Source organism: Paracoccus sp. MA (genome assembly GCF_020990385.1).
In the GTDB taxonomy this organism is placed as follows: Bacteria; Pseudomonadota; Alphaproteobacteria; order Rhodobacterales; family Rhodobacteraceae; genus Paracoccus.
Window position 1 is genome coordinate 1022256 of record NZ_CP087597.1, and the last position, 17540, is coordinate 1039795.

At 63.2% G+C, this 17540-nt stretch carries 16 protein-coding genes and 2 pseudogenes; 12 read left to right on the top strand and 6 right to left on the bottom strand.

Features of this window, described 5'->3' with window-relative positions:
- Positions 1 to 59: 59 nt before the first annotated feature.
- Genes LOS78_RS04985 through LOS78_RS04995 form a run of 3 tightly spaced genes read right to left on the bottom strand, consistent with a single transcriptional unit; the run spans position 60 to position 3470 of the window.
- Positions 60 to 1532, bottom strand: coding sequence for a carboxypeptidase M32 (locus LOS78_RS04985; protein ID WP_028711263.1), 1473 nt, complete (start codon positions 1530 to 1532; stop codon positions 60 to 62).
- Positions 1529 to 2674, bottom strand: coding sequence for a heme A synthase (gene ctaA / locus LOS78_RS04990; RefSeq protein ID WP_230375898.1), 1146 nt, complete (start codon positions 2672 to 2674; stop codon positions 1529 to 1531). Before ctaA ends, LOS78_RS04985 begins: the two co-directional genes overlap by 4 nt.
- A gap of 55 nt (positions 2675 to 2729) precedes the next feature.
- Positions 2730 to 3470 (bottom strand): RNA methyltransferase, encoded by a 741-nt coding sequence (locus tag LOS78_RS04995; protein WP_230375899.1) that lies wholly within the window; start codon positions 3468 to 3470, stop codon positions 2730 to 2732.
- A gap of 75 nt (positions 3471 to 3545) precedes the next feature.
- Here LOS78_RS04995 and LOS78_RS05000 point away from each other — a divergent pair, with 75 nt between their 5' ends.
- The 12 genes and pseudogenes from LOS78_RS05000 to LOS78_RS05055 all read left to right on the top strand — a co-directional run bounded on the left by LOS78_RS05000 (position 3546) and on the right by LOS78_RS05055 (position 14867).
- On the top strand, positions 3546 to 4157 hold the full coding sequence (locus LOS78_RS05000) for a thiamine phosphate synthase (protein ID WP_230375900.1): 612 nt from the start codon (positions 3546 to 3548) through the stop codon (positions 4155 to 4157).
- Between the two features lie 189 nt (positions 4158 to 4346).
- Entirely contained in the window at positions 4347 to 5906 is a 1560-nt protein-coding gene (guaA, locus tag LOS78_RS05005) for a glutamine-hydrolyzing GMP synthase (RefSeq protein ID WP_230375902.1), read from the top strand.
- A 305-nt stretch (positions 5907 to 6211) separates the two neighbouring features.
- A pseudogene (locus LOS78_RS05010) lies at positions 6212 to 6349 on the top strand (Arm DNA-binding domain-containing protein); the annotation flags it as partial.
- Positions 6350 to 6448: 99 nt separating this feature from the next.
- The gene (gene istA / locus LOS78_RS05015) at positions 6449 to 8017 is read left to right on the top strand and encodes an IS21 family transposase (RefSeq protein WP_028717560.1); all 1569 of its coding nucleotides are present in this window, start codon (positions 6449 to 6451) and stop codon (positions 8015 to 8017) included.
- Complete coding sequence (gene istB / locus LOS78_RS05020; protein WP_024843951.1) at positions 7947 to 8675, top strand: IS21-like element ISPkr1 family helper ATPase IstB; 729 nt, start codon at positions 7947 to 7949, stop codon at positions 8673 to 8675. Before istA ends, istB begins: the two co-directional genes overlap by 71 nt.
- Before the next feature lie 123 nt (positions 8676 to 8798).
- Positions 8799 to 9158 (top strand): annotated as a pseudogene (locus LOS78_RS05025) (conjugal transfer protein TrbJ); the annotation flags it as partial.
- Positions 9159 to 9173: 15 nt separating this feature from the next.
- Complete coding sequence (gene trbK, locus LOS78_RS05030) at positions 9174 to 9437, top strand: entry exclusion lipoprotein TrbK (protein ID WP_230375903.1); 264 nt, start codon at positions 9174 to 9176, stop codon at positions 9435 to 9437.
- The gene (gene trbL, locus LOS78_RS05035) at positions 9437 to 10819 is read left to right on the top strand and encodes a P-type conjugative transfer protein TrbL (RefSeq protein WP_230375904.1); all 1383 of its coding nucleotides are present in this window, start codon (positions 9437 to 9439) and stop codon (positions 10817 to 10819) included. The genes trbK and trbL overlap by 1 nt, the downstream gene beginning before the upstream one ends.
- 94 nt (positions 10820 to 10913) lie before the next feature.
- Positions 10914 to 11081, top strand: coding sequence for a hypothetical protein (locus LOS78_RS05040; protein ID WP_230375905.1), 168 nt, complete (start codon positions 10914 to 10916; stop codon positions 11079 to 11081).
- Positions 11071 to 12042, top strand: a complete 972-nt coding sequence (locus tag LOS78_RS05045; RefSeq protein ID WP_230375907.1) for a XamI family restriction endonuclease — start codon at positions 11071 to 11073, stop codon at positions 12040 to 12042. Before LOS78_RS05040 ends, LOS78_RS05045 begins: the two co-directional genes overlap by 11 nt.
- Entirely contained in the window at positions 12039 to 13796 is a 1758-nt protein-coding gene (locus LOS78_RS05050; RefSeq protein ID WP_230375909.1) for an Eco57I restriction-modification methylase domain-containing protein, read from the top strand. Before LOS78_RS05045 ends, LOS78_RS05050 begins: the two co-directional genes overlap by 4 nt.
- A gap of 261 nt (positions 13797 to 14057) precedes the next feature.
- Positions 14058 to 14867 (top strand): GNAT family N-acetyltransferase, encoded by an 810-nt coding sequence (locus tag LOS78_RS05055; RefSeq protein ID WP_230375911.1) that lies wholly within the window; start codon positions 14058 to 14060, stop codon positions 14865 to 14867.
- Positions 14868 to 14871: 4 nt separating this feature from the next.
- On the opposite strand, the gene LOS78_RS05060 is transcribed toward LOS78_RS05055, so the two are convergent.
- The 3 genes from LOS78_RS05060 to LOS78_RS05070 are packed head-to-tail and all read right to left on the bottom strand — an operon-like array spanning position 14872 to position 17427.
- Positions 14872 to 15804, bottom strand: a complete 933-nt coding sequence (locus LOS78_RS05060) for a CBS domain-containing protein (RefSeq protein ID WP_230375914.1) — start codon at positions 15802 to 15804, stop codon at positions 14872 to 14874.
- The gene (ybeY, locus tag LOS78_RS05065) at positions 15801 to 16325 is read right to left on the bottom strand and encodes an rRNA maturation RNase YbeY (protein WP_051416111.1); all 525 of its coding nucleotides are present in this window, start codon (positions 16323 to 16325) and stop codon (positions 15801 to 15803) included. The genes LOS78_RS05060 and ybeY overlap by 4 nt, the downstream gene beginning before the upstream one ends.
- Positions 16318 to 17427, bottom strand: a complete 1110-nt coding sequence (locus tag LOS78_RS05070) for a PhoH family protein (protein WP_036697444.1) — start codon at positions 17425 to 17427, stop codon at positions 16318 to 16320. The genes ybeY and LOS78_RS05070 overlap by 8 nt, the downstream gene beginning before the upstream one ends.
- Between the last annotated feature and the right edge of the window lie 113 nt (positions 17428 to 17540).

Consider the following 17540-nt stretch of genomic DNA (forward strand, 5'->3'; position numbering starts at 1 on the left):
GGTGAAAGCCAAGGCGCTGCGGCCCTCCTTCACCGTTTTCCAAATACTCTAGCCCAAGCTCAAAGCCGGTAGATGGCCGAGAATTTCTCCTCCAGGTAGTCGAGAAGCGGCTTCTCGCTGACATCGGCGCCGGTAGCGCGCTCGATCAGCTCGCGCGGCGGATAAAGCCCGCCATGGCGCTGCATGTTCTCGCGCAGCCATTCCACCGCCGGGTCGGCCTCGCCGCGCGCCAGCGCCTCGTCGAGATCGGGGACCGCGGCGCGCAGCGCGGCATGCAGGCAGCCGGCATAGACATTCCCCAGCGCATAGGTGGGGAAATAGCCAAACAGCCCCACAGCCCAATGCACGTCCTGCAACACGCCATTGGCCGGCCGGTCCACCGCGACGCCGAAATCCTTGAGGAAACGGGCGTTCCAGGCCTCGACCAGATCCTCGACATCCAGCCGCCCGGCGATCAGGTCGCGTTCGATATCAAAGCGCAGCATGATGTGCAGATTGTATTGCACCTCGTCGGATTCCGTGCGGATGAAGCCGGGCGTGACGCGGTTCACCGTGGCATAGAAGGCATCCGCGTCCGGCAGCGACAGGCCGCCGAAGGCATCCGACATGCGCCGGTAGAGCCAGCCGGTAAAGGCGCGGCTGCGGCCGATCTGGTTCTCGTAGATCCGGCTCTGGCTTTCATGCGCGCCCATCGAGACGCCGCGGCCCAGCGGCGTGAAGGCATAATCGGGGTCGATGCCCAGCTCGTAGCTGGAATGCCCGACCTCGTGGATGGTGGAATAAAGGCAATTGAACGGGTCGGTCTCGACCACCCGGGTGGTGATGCGGCTGTCCTGCCAGCGCCCCGAGCTGAACGGGTGGACGGCGATGTCCATGCGCCCGCGCGTCCAGTCGTAGCCGAAGGCGGTGGCGCAGGTGCGGGCCAGGCGCAGCTGGGTTTCCTGCGGGAAATGCCCGGTCAGCGGCTGCGGCTGGTAGTCGGCGCCCAGCACGTCCTCGCGCAGCGCCACCAGCCGCGGCCGCATCGCGTCGAAAAGCCGCGCGATCTCGGCCTGGGTGGTGCCCGGCTCGTAATCGTCCAGCAGCGCGTCGTAGAGATCGCCGCCATCGGCCAGCGCCGCCGCCTCCTCGCGCTTGAGCATCAGGATGTCGTTCAGCACCGGCAGGAAATCCTCGGGCGCGTCCTTGGCACGGGCCTCGGCCCAGATGCCCTGCGCCAGCGAGGTCTGCCGCGCCAGTTCCGTCGCCAGCCGCGCGGGAATGCGCGAGGCGCGGCGATGATCGCGCGCGATCAGCTCGATGATGCGGGCATCCTCGTCATCCTCGGGCTCGGCCTGGTCCAGCCATTCGCCCAGGCGCGGATCGGTGCGCCGCTCGTGCAGCACCGATTCCATCGCCGCCATTTCCTCGGCGCGCTGTTCGACGGCGCCGCGCGGCATCACGGTTTCCTGGTCCCAGGCCAGCCGCTCGGCAACCGAGGACAGCGCCTCGGTCTGGCGCTGGAAGGCGAGAAGTTCGTCGAAGGCGCTCATCGGACAGTCCCCCGGACCGAGGTTTCAAAAGGATAGCGCGCATGGTGGCGCGCGCGCAGGATCAGCGTAAACAGTGCCACGGCTCCGATCTGATGCGCCAGTGCCAAAGGCAGCGGCGAGGCGTGCAGCACGTTCATGATGCCCAAAAGCACCTGCACCGCCAAGGCGGCCAGCATCGCGGCATAGGCGCCGCGCGTCACCGGATGCGGCGAGCGGCGGGCGCGCAGGAACACCACCACGGCGAAAATCGCCAGCAGATAGCCGGTCATGCGGTGGATGAACTGCACCAGAGCCGGGTTTTCGAAGAAATTCCGCCAACCCAGGGCCGCGTCCCAGATCGCCGACGGAATCCATTCTCCGCCCATGGTCGGCCAGCCGGTATACATGCGCCCGGCATCGATCCCCGCGACCAGCGCCCCCAGCAGGATCTGGACGAAGGCCAGGTGCATCAGCCCGGTGGTCATCGAGAAAAGCTTCGCCTCGCCCGCCCGCCGGGCGCGCAGAAGCGCCGCCTCGGAGCGCGACAGGGCCAGCACATACCAGGCGATCAGCCCGAGAATGGCGAAGGCCAGCCCGAGATGCGTCGCCAGCCGATAGGAGGCCACCCGCACCATCTCACCCGACAGGCCCGAATGCACCATCCACCAGCCGATGGCCCCCTGGGCGCCGCCCAGCACGCCCAGCAACAGCAGCCGCGGCGTCCAGCCCGCGGGGATGCGCTTCGTCGCCAGGAAGAACAGGAAACCCAGCGCCCAGACCAGCCCCACCAGCCGCCCCAGCAGCCGGTGCGACCATTCCCACCAGTAGATCCGCTTGAAGCTGGCCAGGTCCATGTCGGAATTGACCAGCTGGAACTGCGGGATCTGCCGGTATTTGTCGAACTCGGCCTGCCAGGCGGCGGCGTCCATCGGCGGGATCGCGCCGGTCACCGGCTTCCATTCGGTGATCGACAGGCCCGAGCCGGTCAGCCGCGTCGCGCCGCCAAGCGCGATCATCGCCGCGACCATGACAAACAGCACGATCAGCCAGATGCGGATCGCGCCGCGCGCGCCCTTGTTGCCGGCGTCGATCATGCCGCCTGCGGGCGGCGTGCTCTGCGGGGTCGTCTCGGTGACTTCCTGAAAGACGGGACGTCTTGCCATGTCAGCTTCCTTCTCGATCGGGCGCGACCTTGGCCCGCGCGCGCCCGGAAATCAATCAGCCGCGACGGATCAACTGCCGCAGCATGCCGTGGAAGATGCGCGTGTCTGCCCGGGTCAGCGGCAGGCGCGACCAAAGGTTGCGCAGCGTCAGCTTCATCGCCGGCGCCTTCTCGGGCGGGAAGAAGAAGCCGGCCTCGACCAGCCGCTCCTCCCAGTGATCGGCCAGACGCTCGATCTCGAGCCGCGTCGCGGGCGCCTCGCCATCGGGACGGCGGCCCTGCGGGGCGGGCTGGGGCGGCAGGCTGTCCTGCGCCCATTCATAACCGGTCAGCAGCACCGCCTGCGCCAGGTTCAGCGAGGGAAAGGCGGGATTGACCGGCACGGTGATGATGGCATTGGCCCGCGCCACATCCTCGTTCTCCAGCCCGGCGCGCTCGGGACCGAAGATCACCGCCACCCGGCCGCCCTGCGCCACCCGCTCGCGGGCATCGGCCATGGCCGTGGCCGGGGTCAGGACCGGCTTGGTCAACTCGCGCCCGCGCGCGGTGGTGGCATAGGCGTGATCCACGTCCGCCATGGCCTCGGCCAGCGTGGCGAACACCCGCGCCCGGTCCAGCACCCGGCCGGCGGCGCCCGAGGCCATGGCCACGGCGCGCGGGTTCGGCCAGCCGTCGCGCGGCGCCACCAGCCGCATGTCGGTCAGGCCGAAATTCAGCATGGCGCGCGCGGCCGCGCCGATGTTTTCGCCCATCTGCGGGCGGACGAGAATGATCGCGGGTTCCATGCGCGCGGCCATATCCTTCCGCAGACCTACTGGCAAGGCGCGCGGCGCTGCGCTATCTGCGGACGGAACACGAGGGATGACAGCGCCATGACAGACCAGCCCAACACGCCGCAACTCTACCTGATCACCCCGGTCGGCGCTGCCGCCTCGACGCTGGGGCCGATGCTGGCCGAGGTCATGGACCGCTTTCCCGTCGCCTGCCTGCGCATCCCCGGCGCCGGCACCGAGGAGGAGCTGGGCCGCATCGCAGATCTCGCGCGCGAGATCGCCCATGCCCGCGACGTGGCGGTGGTGATCGAGGACCATGTGCAGCTGGCGCAACGCCACGGGCTGGACGGCGTGCACCTGAGCAACGGCGCGCGCGGCGTGCGCCATGCCCGCAAGGAGCTGGGCCAGGACGCCATCGTCGGCGCCTTCTGCGGAACCTCGCGCCATGACGGCATGAACGCGGCCGAGGCCGGGGCGGATTACGTCAGCTTCGGCCCCTGCGGCGCCACGGCGCTCGGCCAGGGCGAGACGGCGCCGCTGGACCTGTTCCAGTGGTGGTCCGAGATGATCGAGATCCCGGTGGTCGCCGAGGGCGCCCTGACCCCGGCGCTGATCGGCCAGTTGGCGCCGCTGACCGACTTCATCGCCCTGGGGGCAGAGATCTGGGCGGAACCGGATCCGGTCGAAGCCTTGGGGCATCTCTGGCGCTGAAGGTGCCGGTGGCAGCTCTTGCCGGGGGTATTTGAAAAACAGAGAAGACGACTGGCCCCGACTGGACCGCACCGTCGGTAGAGGCGCGACGGCCGGCCTTCTCTGTTTTTCAAATACCCCCGGCGGCGCTGCAGCCGGCGATGCGTCAGCCCTCTTGCGAAGCGCATTGCCGCGGCCTAAAGCCTTGCCATGACCCAGCATCAGCGCCTTCTCATCATCGATTTCGGCTCCCAGGTCACGCAGCTGATTGCGCGCCGCCTGCGCGAGCTGAACGTCTATTGCGAAATCCACCCGTTCAACGCGGTGGACGACGCCTTCCTGAAAGACTTCGGCCCGCAGGCCGTGATCCTGTCGGGCGGTCCCGCCTCCGTCACCCAGGCGGATTCGCCGCGCGCGCCGCAGAGCCTGTTCGAGCTGCAGGTCCCGGTCTTCGGCATCTGCTATGGCCAGCAGGTGATGATGGAGCAGCTGGGCGGCCGCGTCGAATCGGGCCATCACGCCGAATACGGCCGCGCCTTCATCGCACCCGCCGAGGGCCACAAGGGCGACGGCATCTTCGCCGGCCTGTTCGACACCGGCCGCGAGGAAGTCTGGATGAGCCACGGCGACCGGGTGACGCAGCTCGCGCCCGGTTTCGAGGTCATCGGCACTTCGCCCAACGCTCCCTTCGCCATGATCGCGGACGAAGCGCGCAAATTCTTCGCCGTGCAGTTCCATCCCGAAGTGCATCACACCCCGAACGGCCGCCGCATGCTGGAGAATTTCGTGCGCATGGCCGGCTTTACCGGCGACTGGACCATGGCCAGCTATCGCCAGGAGGCGATCCGCAAGATCCGCGAGCAGGTGGGCGACAAGCGCGTCATCTGCGGGCTTTCGGGCGGCGTCGACAGCTCGGTCGCCGCGGTGCTGATCCACGAGGCGATCGGCGACCAGCTGACCTGCGTCTTCGTCGATCACGGGCTTTTGCGGCTGAACGAGGCCGAGGAAGTCGTGACCATGTTCCGCGACAATTACAACATCCCGCTGATCCATGCCGACGAGAGCGAGCTGTTCCTGTCCGCGCTGGAGGGCGTCGCCGACCCGGAGGTCAAGCGCAAGACCATCGGCAAGCTGTTCATCGACGTGTTCCAGAAATACGCGAGCGGGATCGAGGGCGCGGAATTCCTGGCCCAGGGCACGCTTTACCCGGACGTGATCGAATCGGTCAGCTTCTCGGGCGGCCCCTCGGTCACCATCAAGAGCCACCACAATGTCGGTGGCCTGCCCGAGAAGATGGGGCTGAAGCTGGTCGAGCCCTTGCGCGAGCTCTTCAAGGACGAGGTGCGCGCGCTCGGCCGCGAGCTGGGCCTGCCCGAGAAATTCATCGGCCGCCACCCCTTCCCCGGCCCCGGCCTCGCCATCCGCTGCCCCGGAGAGATCACCCGCGACAAGCTGGACATCCTGCGCAAGGCCGATGCGGTCTTCATCGACCAGATCCGCAAGCACGGGCTTTACGACGAGATCTGGCAGGCCTTCGTCGCCATCCTGCCGGTGCGCACCGTGGGCGTGATGGGCGACGGGCGCACCTATGACTATGCCTGCGCGCTGCGGGCGGTGACCTCGGTGGACGGCATGACGGCGGATTACTATCCGTTCAGCCACGAGTTCCTGGGCGAGACCGCGACGCGGATCATCAACGAGGTCAAGGGCATCAACCGCTGCACCTATGACATCACCTCGAAGCCGCCGGGCACCATCGAGTGGGAATGATCCGGCGTCTGGCAAAGTCAGGCACCTGACGGCATAAAATGCTCTGAAGCCCGCGTAACTGCGGGCTTTTTTGTATTTTATTCTGGCAGGGTCTGGCAACAGAAGGAAGTGTCAAGCACCGCTTGAGCATGGCATTAAAGCTGGTACTATCGGCTGGCGATACCATGGCAGATGCCGATACCATGCTGAAGTTTTTTGTGAGAGCATGGTATCAAAACTTAATAACCCATTGTTTTATATGGAGAAATGGCGCGTTTTTTCGGTGTTTTTCAGCATGGTATCAAAATTGAGAAAGGAGAAGGACAATGCTGACTGATACCAAGCTGCGCAACCTCAAGCCTCGGGACAAGCTCTACAAGGTGAATGATCGGGATGGTCTTTATGCGGCTGTGACTCCAGCCGGCTCGATCTCCTTTCGTTACAACTACTCTGTGAACCGGCGTGCAAAATTGACCCCGTAACGGGGTAATCGGCTTCCAAAAATGACCCCCTTACGCTGATGGTCATGATGCCTCCGAGGCTATCGGGGGGCACAGTGTGGGATGCTGGTTGTGGAGACGATTGCGAAGATCCGCCGGGCGTATTTCCAGGACAAGAAGTCGATCAAGCATATCTGCCGAGAGCTGCGGGTATCGCGGAACACGGTTCGGAAGGTGATCCGGTCCGGCGCAACGGAGATGACTTACGAGCGAACCGTCCAACCGCAGCCGAAGATCGGTCCCTGGAAAGGCAAGCTCGACGAGATGCTGGCGGCGAATGCGCGCAAGCCGAAGCGCGAGCGGCTGACCCGCATCCGGATTTTCGAAGAGCTCAGGGCCCTCGGATATGACGGCGGCTACGACGCGGTCCGACGCTATGCGGCTTCGTGGTCGCAGGCGGAGCAGGAAGCGTCAGCCGCCGCCTATGTGCCACTGAGCTTCGATCCGGGTGAAGCCTACCAGTTCGACTGGAGTCACGAGGTCGTTCTGATCGACGGCGTGACCACCACGGTGAAGGTGGCTCACGTCCGGCTTTGTCATAGCCGGATGCTATTCGTCCGGGCCTACCCGCGAGAGACGCAGGAAATGGTGTTCGATGCCCATGACAAGGCCTTTGCCTTCTTCGGCGGCGCCTGTGCGCGTGGGATCTACGACAACATGAAGACGGCGGTGGACACGATCTTCGTCGGCCGCGACCGCGCGTATAATCGCCGGTTCCAGCAGATGTGCGGACACTACCTTGTCGATCCCGTCGCCTGCACCCCCGCGTCCGGCTGGGAGAAGGGACAAGTAGAGAACCAGGTTGGCGTTGTCCGGCGGCGGTTCTTCGTGCCGCGGCCGCGCTTCAAGAGCTACGCGGAACTCAACGCCTGGCTTCAGGATCGCTGTATTGCCTGGGCCAAGGCCCATCCGCACCAGGAATTGCGTGATCGGACAATCTGGGACGTGTTCCAGGATGAGCGGGCGAGCCTGGTGCCCTACGTCGGCCCTTTCGACGGATTCCATGCCGTGCCGGCCTCGGTGTCCAAGACCTGCCTCGTTAGGTTCGACAAGAACCGCTACTCGGTCGATGGTCGCGCCGTCGGCCGTCCGGTCGAGATCCGCGCCTATGCCGAGCGGGTCGAGGTCTGGCAGGACGGCAAGATCGTCGGCCGGCACGACCGCGCCTTCGGGCGCGACAAGGCCATCTATGACCCGCTGCACTACATCCCGGTGCTGGCCCGCAAGCCCGGCGCCCTTCGAAACGGCGCTCCCTTCAAGGAATGGGAACTGCCGCCGGCGATACGACGCGTCCAGCGTAAGCTGGGGCGCGTGCCGAACGGTGACCGTCAGATGGTCCAGATCCTGAGCATGATCCCAACGGATGGACTGGAAGCCGTCGAGGCTGCCTGCGTCGAGGCCCTGACCGAAGGCGCCCCGGCGGCATCGGTCGTTCTGAACATCCTGGCCCGACATCGCGAGCCACCACCTCCGTTGACCATCGCCACGCCGGACGCGTTGCGCCTGACCTGCGAGCCCGTGGCCGACTGCAAACGCTACGACAGCCTCAGGAGACCCCGCCATGGAAAGATCACAGGTGCTGGACGCGATGGGCCAGTTGAAGCTCTACGGCATGAAGGCCGCCTACGATGAGATCATCGCCACGGCGGTGAAGCGACAGCACGAACCGCAGCAAATCGTGGGCGACCTGCTGAACGCCGAGATCAGCGAGAAACAAGCTCGCTCGATCAAATACCAGATGACCATCGCCAAGCTGCCCTTGGCCAAGGAAGTCGACGAGTTCAGCTTCGAAGACACGCCCGTAAACGAAACGCTGGTGCGCGATCTGGCCTCCGGAGAGTTCCTCGAGCATCAGCGTAACGTCGTCCTCATCGGCGGCACCGGGACCGGCAAATCCCACCTTGCCGTCAGCATCGCCCGGGCCTGCATCCGCCGTGGCAAGCGCGGCCGCTTCTTCAACGTCGTGGACCTGGTGAACAAGCTGGACGCCGAAGCCCGCGCCGACCGACAGGGACGCACTGCGGATCTCCTGTGCCGCCTCGACTTCCTGATCCTCGACGAGTTGGGATATCTGCCGTTCGCCCAGACGGGTGGCCAGCTCCTGTTCCACCTCATCAGTCGCCTTTACGAACGCACCTCGATCATCGTGACGACGAACCTCGACTTCGGCGAATGGCCGACCGTCTTCGGAGACGCGAAGATGACAACGGCGCTCCTCGACCGACTGACCCATCACTGTGACATCGTCGAGACCGGCAACGAGAGCTGGCGCTTCAAGACGCGGGAATGACCGAGACGCCGCTGGCCCGATCCGGTTGCGCTGTATGGAGGCTACACCGCATCGGGCCAGCTACCCGTGCTGACCAAGCGGGGTCATTATTGGGCGCCGAAAGGGGGTCAAAGTTGCGTGCCGATTGACAGTCTGGGGAGCGAAAGCCAGAAGCGCGCCAATGATGACCTGTTCCATACCCTGAAACAGCAGCAAGATGCGCTGCAATCAGACGCCCGCACACTGGAACGTCTCCAGCACAGCGCGCAGGGTGCGGACGGACAAATGCAGGCCCTCGGCTATGCCAACCAGCTTGCCAGCCAGCAGGCCAATCAGCTCTTGCAGATGCGTGCCATGTTGCTTGCACAGCACCAGGTCATTGCAACACGGATGCAAGCCGAGGCCGACCTCGATGCGAAACAACAGGCTGCCCATGCCGCTTCCACCGAATCGCGGATAGCGCCGACCAACAGTCCCAAGAACTGGCTCGAACTGGCCCGCTGACAAGGAGAGGCACCCATGAACAAATTAACTATTCCGATGCTGGCAGGCTTCCTTCTCGCCATCACTGGCTGCGACAACACCCCACCCGCCCCGACCATGCCGGAGGTGAACGATGCCAACTGCCAGATGGGAGAGATCATGAAGATCCAGGACAAGACAACTCGGGAGACATTTGCCGGGTTGTGCTCGCGCCGGCCGGCAGGCAGCGGCATTGCCCCCACAGAGCAGCCGCTTAACTGGCTGGAGTTGACCGAGCCGCAACATCGGGAGGGCAACTGATGAAGACCATGACTAGAGCAATCCTGAGCGGCGGGGTCCTGGTGCTGCATTCGAGCCTCGCCAGTGCAAACCTGACCAACCAAGGGATTCTCGACCAGGTAGTAACCGATTACGCCACCCGAGCAGCCAGTTGGCAGCACGTGATTATCGATGCTGCGTCGTGGCTGTTCTGGACGCTGGTGGTGATCTCGATGGTCTGGACGTTCGGAATGATGGCCTTGCGCAAAGCAGACATTGGCGAGTTCTTCGCGGAGCTGGTCCGTTTCATCATCTTCACTGGCTTCTTCTGGTGGCTGCTGGTCAATGGGCCGGCGTTTGCCAACTCGATCATCCAATCATTGGCCAGAATCGGTGAGCAGGCGGCTGGCGTGTCCTCGGTCACGCCGTCCGGCATCGTCGACGTAGGCTTTATGATCTGGAAGCAAGCCGTCAACAACCTATCAGCTTGGTCGCCGGTCGATAGCCTGGTGGGTGCGGTGCTAAGCGCGGCGATTATGCTTCTTCTGGGTCTGGTCGCCGTCAACATGCTGCTGATGCTTGTTGCGGCCTGGCTAATGGCCTACGCGGGCATCTTCTTCCTGGGGTTCGGCGGATCGCGCTGGACTTCAGACATGGCGATCAACTACTACAAGACCGTCCTTGGCGTTGCCGTTCAGATCATCACCATGGTGCTGCTGGTTGGCATTGGTAACGACATGCTGTCGACCTTCTACACCAGGATGAACCAGAACGTGCTCAACTTCGAAGAGCTGGGCGTCATGTTGGTGTTCTGCATGGCGTTGTTGTCACTGGTTAACCGGGTGCCACCGATGGTAGCCGGAATTGTCACCGGGTCCAGCATCGGGTCTGCCGGCGGCATCGGCAACTTCGGTACTGGAGCTGCGGTAGGTGCCGTTATGGGGGCGGCTGGAATGGCAGCGGGCGCAGCAAGCGTGGCAGGTTCAGCCGTCATGGGTGGTGCTGCAAACCTGGCGGGTGGCGGTTCAGCCATCAAGGCGGCGTTCGATAAGGCACAAGCCTCGATGTCGAGCGGAGGCGACATGCCCAGCATGGGAGGAATGTCGAGCAGCAGTGTTGGTAGCGGTGGAGCTAACTCAGGAGATGGCAGCGATACCGGCAGTACACCGTTTGCTCAAGCGGCTGGCTTTGGTGGTAACGCCGGCAGCCCTGGTGGCGGCATCAAACAGGCAGCAAGCCTTTCTGCGGGGGCAGTCGGAAATTTGGTCAAGGGCGCTGGCTCGATGATGGCTGAGAAATTCAAAGAACGTGTGGCTGATACAGTCGGTGGTCGTTTGGCATCTACGATCCGTGAAAGCTCGCATTCCTTTGGCGGTAATAGCTTGGGCGGTGAAAGCGACGGCAACACTAAGCGGGAGGTGTGACCGACGCGCCTCTTTTTCCTGAATCTCGTTGACCTGCCGAGTCGACTTGTCGACAATGCCTCAAGGTCCGATTAGATATATTTGAGAGGTGCCTATGGCCGACAACATAAAACCTAGAAAAATCATAGGGGTCAGCATGACTCCCTCCCTGGCCTTGAAGGTCAAGGAGGAAGCTGTTCGTGAGGGAATATCCATTCGCAAGCTCTTTGAGCGCATGTGGGACGCCTATCAAAAGACTAAGAAGATGCAGAATGCCGGTTAACCTTGATAAGCCTCATCTCTGGAAGGCTGACATAGCGCGTTCAGTTGATATGTACAATGACTGGTTCATAAATTTCGCGCCGACTGCCTTTAGGGAAACTCGTATCCAGACCACTAAGGACGTCGAGGAGACTCTTAAGTCTACCGAGAACTTGACCAACATTCGTCCTGAAATTCTTCGCAAATGGCCGGGTGTCCTGCCGACTTTGCGGATGTCAACTTGCCCCCCATTAGCTGTGGATAGACTTATCGGGCTGGCAGGCGTGTCCAGCAGTATGGTCAAAAGGATGGAGAAAGAAAAACAGCTTCCTGTTCGGATGGCTGCCGCTGATATTGATCGCGAACTGGTAAAGATGGCAGCCGTCATCGAACGACTGGCTGACCCCGACATTTTTGTGTGGATGAAGCGTTCAGCCCCAGCGACTGAAGTCGAAATCCATCGCGCTGCTACCATCGTTGCCGACCGTCTTTGTGGCTCTGTAGCAAACCCGATCATCCGCAATGCTCAGGAACAAAGGCAGCTTGCCTATATCGCTAATTGGCTAGAGGAGCGAGGATATTCCCAGCTCCCTGCACGGTCGAATGTCACTTTCGACACTATGCCCCCAGGGACCTACAGTTTCCGCATGAATATACCAGTAACCAACGGTGAAGGCGGCGATGCAAGCATTAATATCCCCGTTGACACTGTGGTTATGCGGAAGTCTGCGACAAAGGGCGATTATCCGCTGTTGATCGAAGCCAAGTCTGCAGGTGACTTCACCAACACCAACAAGCGCCGTAAGGAAGAGGCCCAGAAGGTCAACCAGCTCCGTGCAACCTACGGACATATACGACCGATAGAGTTCATCCTCTTTTTGTGCGGATACTTCGATAGTGGTTATCTTGGTTACGAGGCTGCTGAAGGTATTGATTGGGTGTGGGAGCACCGTATCGATGATCTGGAGGGGTTTGGTTTATGACCGAGTGGGATAGGATTGAGGCTAAGCGGCTCAATCTTCAAGCCTTGCTTGATGAACAGAAAACCTCTGAAGATCGCAATCGCATGGGCCAGTTTGCTACCCCGACTACGCTCGCGAGGGAAATTGTTTCCCATGGCGTTAACCTTCTTCCACCGGGTGAGCGTGTTCGTTTTCTCGACCCCGGAATTGGTACCGGCTCATTCTATTCCGCTTTGCTTGCTACGACGCCAGCCGAGCAGATTGAGCGCGCCACCGGCTTCGAGGTCGATTCGCACTATTATGGCCCTGCTCAAGAATTGTGGAAGGAGCATGCCTTAGACCTGAGGCTTGGTGACTTTACACAAGCGCAACCAGGAAGGCATGAGAGGGCGAACGTCATTATCTGCAACCCGCCCTACGTAAGGCATCATCATCTTGATTCCGAAACTAAGACCCGTCTTCAGCTCGGCACCGAAGCAGCCTGCGGCGTCCGGATCAATGGGCTTTCCGGTCTTTACTGTTATTTTATGGGGCTATCCCATCCTTGGATGGAGGAGGGGGGTGTCGCTGGTTGGTTGATTCCCAGCGAGTTTATGGACGTGAATTATGGCAAACAGGTCAAGCAATACCTTTTAAATAAGGTGACTCTCCTGCAAATTCATCGTTTTGATCCGGCCGACGCGCAGTTCGCGGATGCGCTTGTCTCATCCGCTGTTGTGTGGTTCCGGAACGCGAAGCCGCCCAAAAACCATGAGGTCCTTTTCAGCTACGGTGGCACGCTGGCTGCCCCTGCCATGCAGCGAAGAGTTTCTGCCGCTTTGCTCCAGCTAGAGCCCAAATGGACCCGTTACCCGATGGCGGACGGTGCTGCTGCTAAAGGGCGCACTACTATTGGTGACTTGTTTGAGGTGAAGCGCGGCCTGGCAACGGGCGATAACAGTTTCTTCATAATGACCCGCTCCCAAATTGATGAGAGGGGCTTGCCTTTCGAATGCTTTACGCCGGTTTTACCGAGTGCCCGTTATCTGCCCAACGATGAGATACTGGCTGATGAGGACGGCATTCCGATGCTCGAAAAGCAACTTTTCTTGCTCGATACTCGTCTTTCGGAGTCCGAGATCGCATGTCGATATCCCGCCTTGAAAGCCTATCTCGACAAGGGAACCGTTGGTGAAAAGCCTGTTGCAGAAGGCTACCTATGTCGTTCACGCTCACCTTGGTATGCGCAGGAGAAGCGACCTGCCGCGCCCTTTCTGTGTACGTATATGGGTAGGCAGAAAGAGGGAAAGCGACCCTTCCGGTTTTTCCTCAATCACTCGCGTGCTACTGCCTGCAACACATATCTACTTCTTTATCCGAAGCCGAGCTTGGCGAGTCTTCTTGATTCTGATTTAGACCTGAAGCGAAGCATCTGGGAGTTTCTCAATGCTATTACCTCAGAGGAGCTACTTGGAAGCGGTCGAGTTTATGGCGGTGGGCTTCATAAGATGGAGCCAAGGGAGCTACGAAGTGTCAGTGTCGATGGACTGATTCGCTGCCTACCTCAACTCGCTCCTCAAGGGAAGCAAGTGGAGATGTTTGAGCCTGCCTTTCTGGACGATGAGAGCTTAAGTACCGACCTGCCGGCGTTTATCTCAACGACTAACGCTCGCGAGCTGTATGGACTACGCGAGGGTGAAGCTGTTTCCGAAGCGATAGCTCGAAATCGGAAAGATCGTGAAGCGCAGCTTTTTAATGGTAAAGCTGAGCATGGTATTTCTCGTGGTACCGGGTAGGCTTGCCCACGTACAGCTCTGAAATAAAAGTATTTTTTAACGCTATTTATAATAGAGTGGGAGTGACCCCGAAGGGCAGCCGAGGGGCTGCCCTTTTCGTTTCGGGGGCCGCATCCGGCGCAAGGCGCGGCTTTGCAAATTGACAAGGCCGGCTTAATGCCGCCCGATAAGGTTGCCGCCGCTAACGGCTTCGGCCCCGGGAACGCTGCCGGTTCCCCCCGGCCTGCCATTGCGGCAACCGTTCACAACAAGGATCCTGCCATGAGTTGCGCCTGCGGACATAACCACAACCCCGCCCCCCCTGTGGCTTTGGGCGGCGAGGAGATCCGGCTGGACCGGCCGCTGGTCTCGCTTTCGGGCCGGCTGATCTGCCAGGACGCCGCGCAGATGCTGCTGGCGCTGGACCTGCTGACCGAACATGCCGAACTGAGCCGGGCCGAGCCCGGCAACCTGCGCTTCGACCTTGCCCAGGCCGAGGATCCGCTGGTCTGGGAACTGAACGAGCTTTATGCCGACGAGGCCGCCTTCCAGGCGCATCGCGACCGGTTGAAGGACAGCCGCTGGGGCCGCGAGAGCCATGGCATCCGGCGCGATTTCACCCGCAGCGAACCGATGCCGCGCCTGCGGGCCGAGATGGCGCATGACCGCGCCGCCGTCTCGGACCTGCTGACCCGCGCCTTCGGCGGCGAGGACGAGGCGCGCCTGGTCGAGGCTTTGCGGGCCGAGGGCAGCCTTGCCCTGTCGCTGGTCGCCGAGGCGGGAGGCACCCTCGTCGGCCATGTCGCCCTGTCGCCGCTTCGGGCCGAGGCGCCGGCGCTGGCGCTGGCGCCGCTGGCCGTGCATCCCGCCGTGCAGTCGCGCGGCATCGGCGAGGCGCTGGTCCGTGCCGCGCTTGCCGCATTCGACGGCCATACCATCGTGGTCCTGGGCGACCCGGCCTATTACGGCCGCTTCGGCTTTGCGCCGGCCGAGCTGGATTCGCCCTATGCCGGGCCGCATCTGATGGCGCTGGGGCCGCAGCTGCCCGCAGGCAGCCGCATCGCCCACGCCCCGGCCTTCGCCGCGCTCTGACGCTTCAGCTTTCGGTCTCGGCCGGCGGTGGCTCCTGCTGCGGCAGCCGGAGCCGCACGCGCTTGACCCGGCGCGGATCGGCGTCGACGATCTCGAATTCGGCGCCGCTTTCATGCGGGATCACCTCGCCGCGCACCGGCACGCGACCGGTCAGCATGAAGATCAGCCCGCCCAGCGTGTCGATTTCTTCCTCTTCCTCGTCGGTGGCAAGGCGCAGCCCGGTCTGCGCCTCGACATCCTCAAGCGCGGCGCGGGCCTGGATCAGCCATTGCCCGGGCTTTTCCTGGATGACCAGGCCGCCCTCGATCTCGTCATGCTCGTCCTCGATCTCGCCGATGACCTGCTCGATCAGGTCCTCGATGGTGACCAGCCCGTCCACGCCGCCATATTCGTCGATCACCAGCGCCATGTGGATGCGCTTCTGCTGCATCTGCTGCAGGAGCACGCCGATGGGCATCGAGGGCGGCACGTAAAGCAGCGGCCGCAGCATCGGGCGCAGCGCGAACTTGACCGGGACCTGGGCGCCGAAGCCGTATTTCAGCGCCAGATCCTTGAGATGGATCAGCCCCAGCGGACTGTCGAGCGTGCCGCGAAACACCGGGATGCGGGAAAAGCCGTGCTCGCGGAACATCTCGACCAGCTCCGGCAGGCTGGCGGTCACCGGGGCGGCGGCGATTTCCGCCTTGGGAATGGCGACGTCATCGACGCGCATCCGCCGCAGGTTGACCATGCCAGGCACGCCCGCCGGGGCGGCGGCCGGCCCCTTGTCGCGATCCTCGGCGCCTTCCGGCTCGGGCTCTCCGCCGCCCAGGGCGCCGAGGATGCGCCCCAGAAAGCCGCGCGATTGCGGCAGGTCACGCCCGTCCCCGCCGATGCCATCCGCCCATGAGGCGGGTTCGGCAGAGACGGGCGTGTCGGGACTTCGGTCGTTACTCATGTCTCGTGTTCCAGATAAGGATCGGGGATGCCCAGCCTGCCCAGGATCGAGCGTTCGGCATCCTCCATGGTTTCGGCATCCTCGTCGTCGATATGGTCATATCCTGCAAGATGCAGCATTGCATGGACAAGAAGATGCGTGGCGTGATCGGCGAAGGGCTTGCCCTGCGCCTCGGCCTCGCGCAGGCAGGTGTCGTAGGAAATGGCGATATCGCCCAGCTCCTCGTCCCCGGGCGGCTCGGGGCGGGCGCCCGGGGCGCGCGGCTCGAACTCGGTCGAGGGCCAGCTCAGCACATTCGTCGGCTTGGGCTTGCCGCGGAACTCGGCGTTCAGCGCGGCGATGCGGGCGTCGTCGCAGCCCATGACCACCACCTGGAACGCGCCCAGGTCCAGCCATTCGCCCACGGCGCGGGCGGCGCGCTCGGCCATGGCGGGCAGGCCGGCATCCTCCCAGCGGTCGTCCTCCAGCACGATGTCGACGATCTCCGGCGCCTCGTCGCGGGCGGTTCCGGCCTCAGGCATCGCCCGCCCCTCCTGCCATGCCGCCGCCCGCCAGCCGCGGCTCGCGGCGGGGGATGCGCTGGCCGCGCTCGTCGAAGATCTCGCCGCGGGCCAGCGCCGCCTCGGCCTCGGCGTCGTAGGCCTCGATGATGCGGGCGACCAGCGAATGGCGCACCACGTCCTTGGCGGTGAAATAGCTGAAGCTGATGCCCTTGATGTTCTTGAGGATCTTCTCGGCATCGACCAGGCCGGAATGCACGCCGCGCGGCAGGTCGATCTGGGTGCGGTCGCCGGTCACGACCATGCGCGAGCCCTCGCCCAGCCGGGTCAGGAACATCTTCATCTGCATGGTGGTGGCGTTCTGCGCCTCGTCCAGCACCACGAAGCTGTTCGACAGCGTCCGGCCGCGCATGAATGCCAGGGGCGCGATCTCGATGCGCTTTTCCTCCATCAGCTTCTGCATCTGCTTGCTGGGCAGGAAATCGTTCAGCGCGTCATAGAGCGGCTGCATGTAGGGATCGACCTTCTCCTTCATGTCGCCGGGCAGGAAGCCCAGCCGCTCGCCCGCCTCGACGGCCGGGCGCGACAGGATGATGCGGTCGACATGGCCGCCGATCAGCATGGTCACGCCCACCGCCACCGCCAGATAGGTCTTGCCGGTGCCGGCCGGGCCGATGCCGAAGGCCAGCTCGTTGGCGAAAAGCGCGCGGACGTATTCCTTTTGCGCGTCGGTGCGCGGCTCGACGGTCTTCTTGCGGGTGCGCAGCTCGATCGGGCCGGTCTGGAACATCTCCAGCTGCTCGGCCGGGCTGGGCCCTTCGGTCACCGTCTCGCTGCCCATGCGCAGCGCCGCCTCGACCTCGGCCATCTCGACCGGGCGGCCCTGTTCCAGCCTGGCGTAAAGCGCGCGCAGCACCTGCGCCGCCTCGGCCTGGGCCTCGACGGGGCCGACGACCGACAAGAGGTTGCCGCGTCGCAGGATATGCACCTTTAGCGCCTCCTCGATGCGGGCGAGATAGCGGTCATGCGGGCCGCACAGGTCGATCAGCAGCCGGTTGTCGTGAAATTCCAGCAGGGTTTCGCCGGGGGTCGCGGTCGCGGGATGCGTAGGGGTCAGACCCAAATTCGTCTCCGAGGTGGGATTCTCAGTAACTCATGGTTGCAACTGCGCGGGATTCGCACAAGGGGGGCGGCCCCGCTGTTTTGGATTTGCAGCCGATTCGGCGGAAAAACGGG

Coding starts and splice junctions, on each gene's coding strand:
- guaA (WP_230375902.1), top strand. CDS start 4,347: ATGACCCAGCATCAGCGCCTTCTCATCATCGATTTCGGCTCCCAGGTC.
- LOS78_RS05040 (WP_230375905.1), top strand. CDS start 10,914: ATGGCCGACAACATAAAACCTAGAAAAATCATAGGGGTCAGCATGACT.
- LOS78_RS05050 (WP_230375909.1), top strand. CDS start 12,039: ATGACCGAGTGGGATAGGATTGAGGCTAAGCGGCTCAATCTTCAAGCC.
- istB (WP_024843951.1), top strand. CDS start 7,947: ATGGAAAGATCACAGGTGCTGGACGCGATGGGCCAGTTGAAGCTCTAC.
- trbL (WP_230375904.1), top strand. CDS start 9,437: ATGAAGACCATGACTAGAGCAATCCTGAGCGGCGGGGTCCTGGTGCTG.
- istA (WP_028717560.1), top strand. CDS start 6,449: ATGCTGGTTGTGGAGACGATTGCGAAGATCCGCCGGGCGTATTTCCAG.
- trbK (WP_230375903.1), top strand. CDS start 9,174: ATGAACAAATTAACTATTCCGATGCTGGCAGGCTTCCTTCTCGCCATC.
- ybeY (WP_051416111.1), bottom strand. CDS start 16,325: ATGCCTGAGGCCGGAACCGCCCGCGACGAGGCGCCGGAGATCGTCGAC.
- LOS78_RS04995 (WP_230375899.1), bottom strand. CDS start 3,470: ATGGCCGCGCGCATGGAACCCGCGATCATTCTCGTCCGCCCGCAGATG.
- LOS78_RS04985 (WP_028711263.1), bottom strand. CDS start 1,532: ATGAGCGCCTTCGACGAACTTCTCGCCTTCCAGCGCCAGACCGAGGCG.
- LOS78_RS05055 (WP_230375911.1), top strand. CDS start 14,058: ATGAGTTGCGCCTGCGGACATAACCACAACCCCGCCCCCCCTGTGGCT.
- ctaA (WP_230375898.1), bottom strand. CDS start 2,674: ATGGCAAGACGTCCCGTCTTTCAGGAAGTCACCGAGACGACCCCGCAG.
- LOS78_RS05000 (WP_230375900.1), top strand. CDS start 3,546: ATGACAGACCAGCCCAACACGCCGCAACTCTACCTGATCACCCCGGTC.
- LOS78_RS05045 (WP_230375907.1), top strand. CDS start 11,071: ATGCCGGTTAACCTTGATAAGCCTCATCTCTGGAAGGCTGACATAGCG.
- LOS78_RS05060 (WP_230375914.1), bottom strand. CDS start 15,804: ATGAGTAACGACCGAAGTCCCGACACGCCCGTCTCTGCCGAACCCGCC.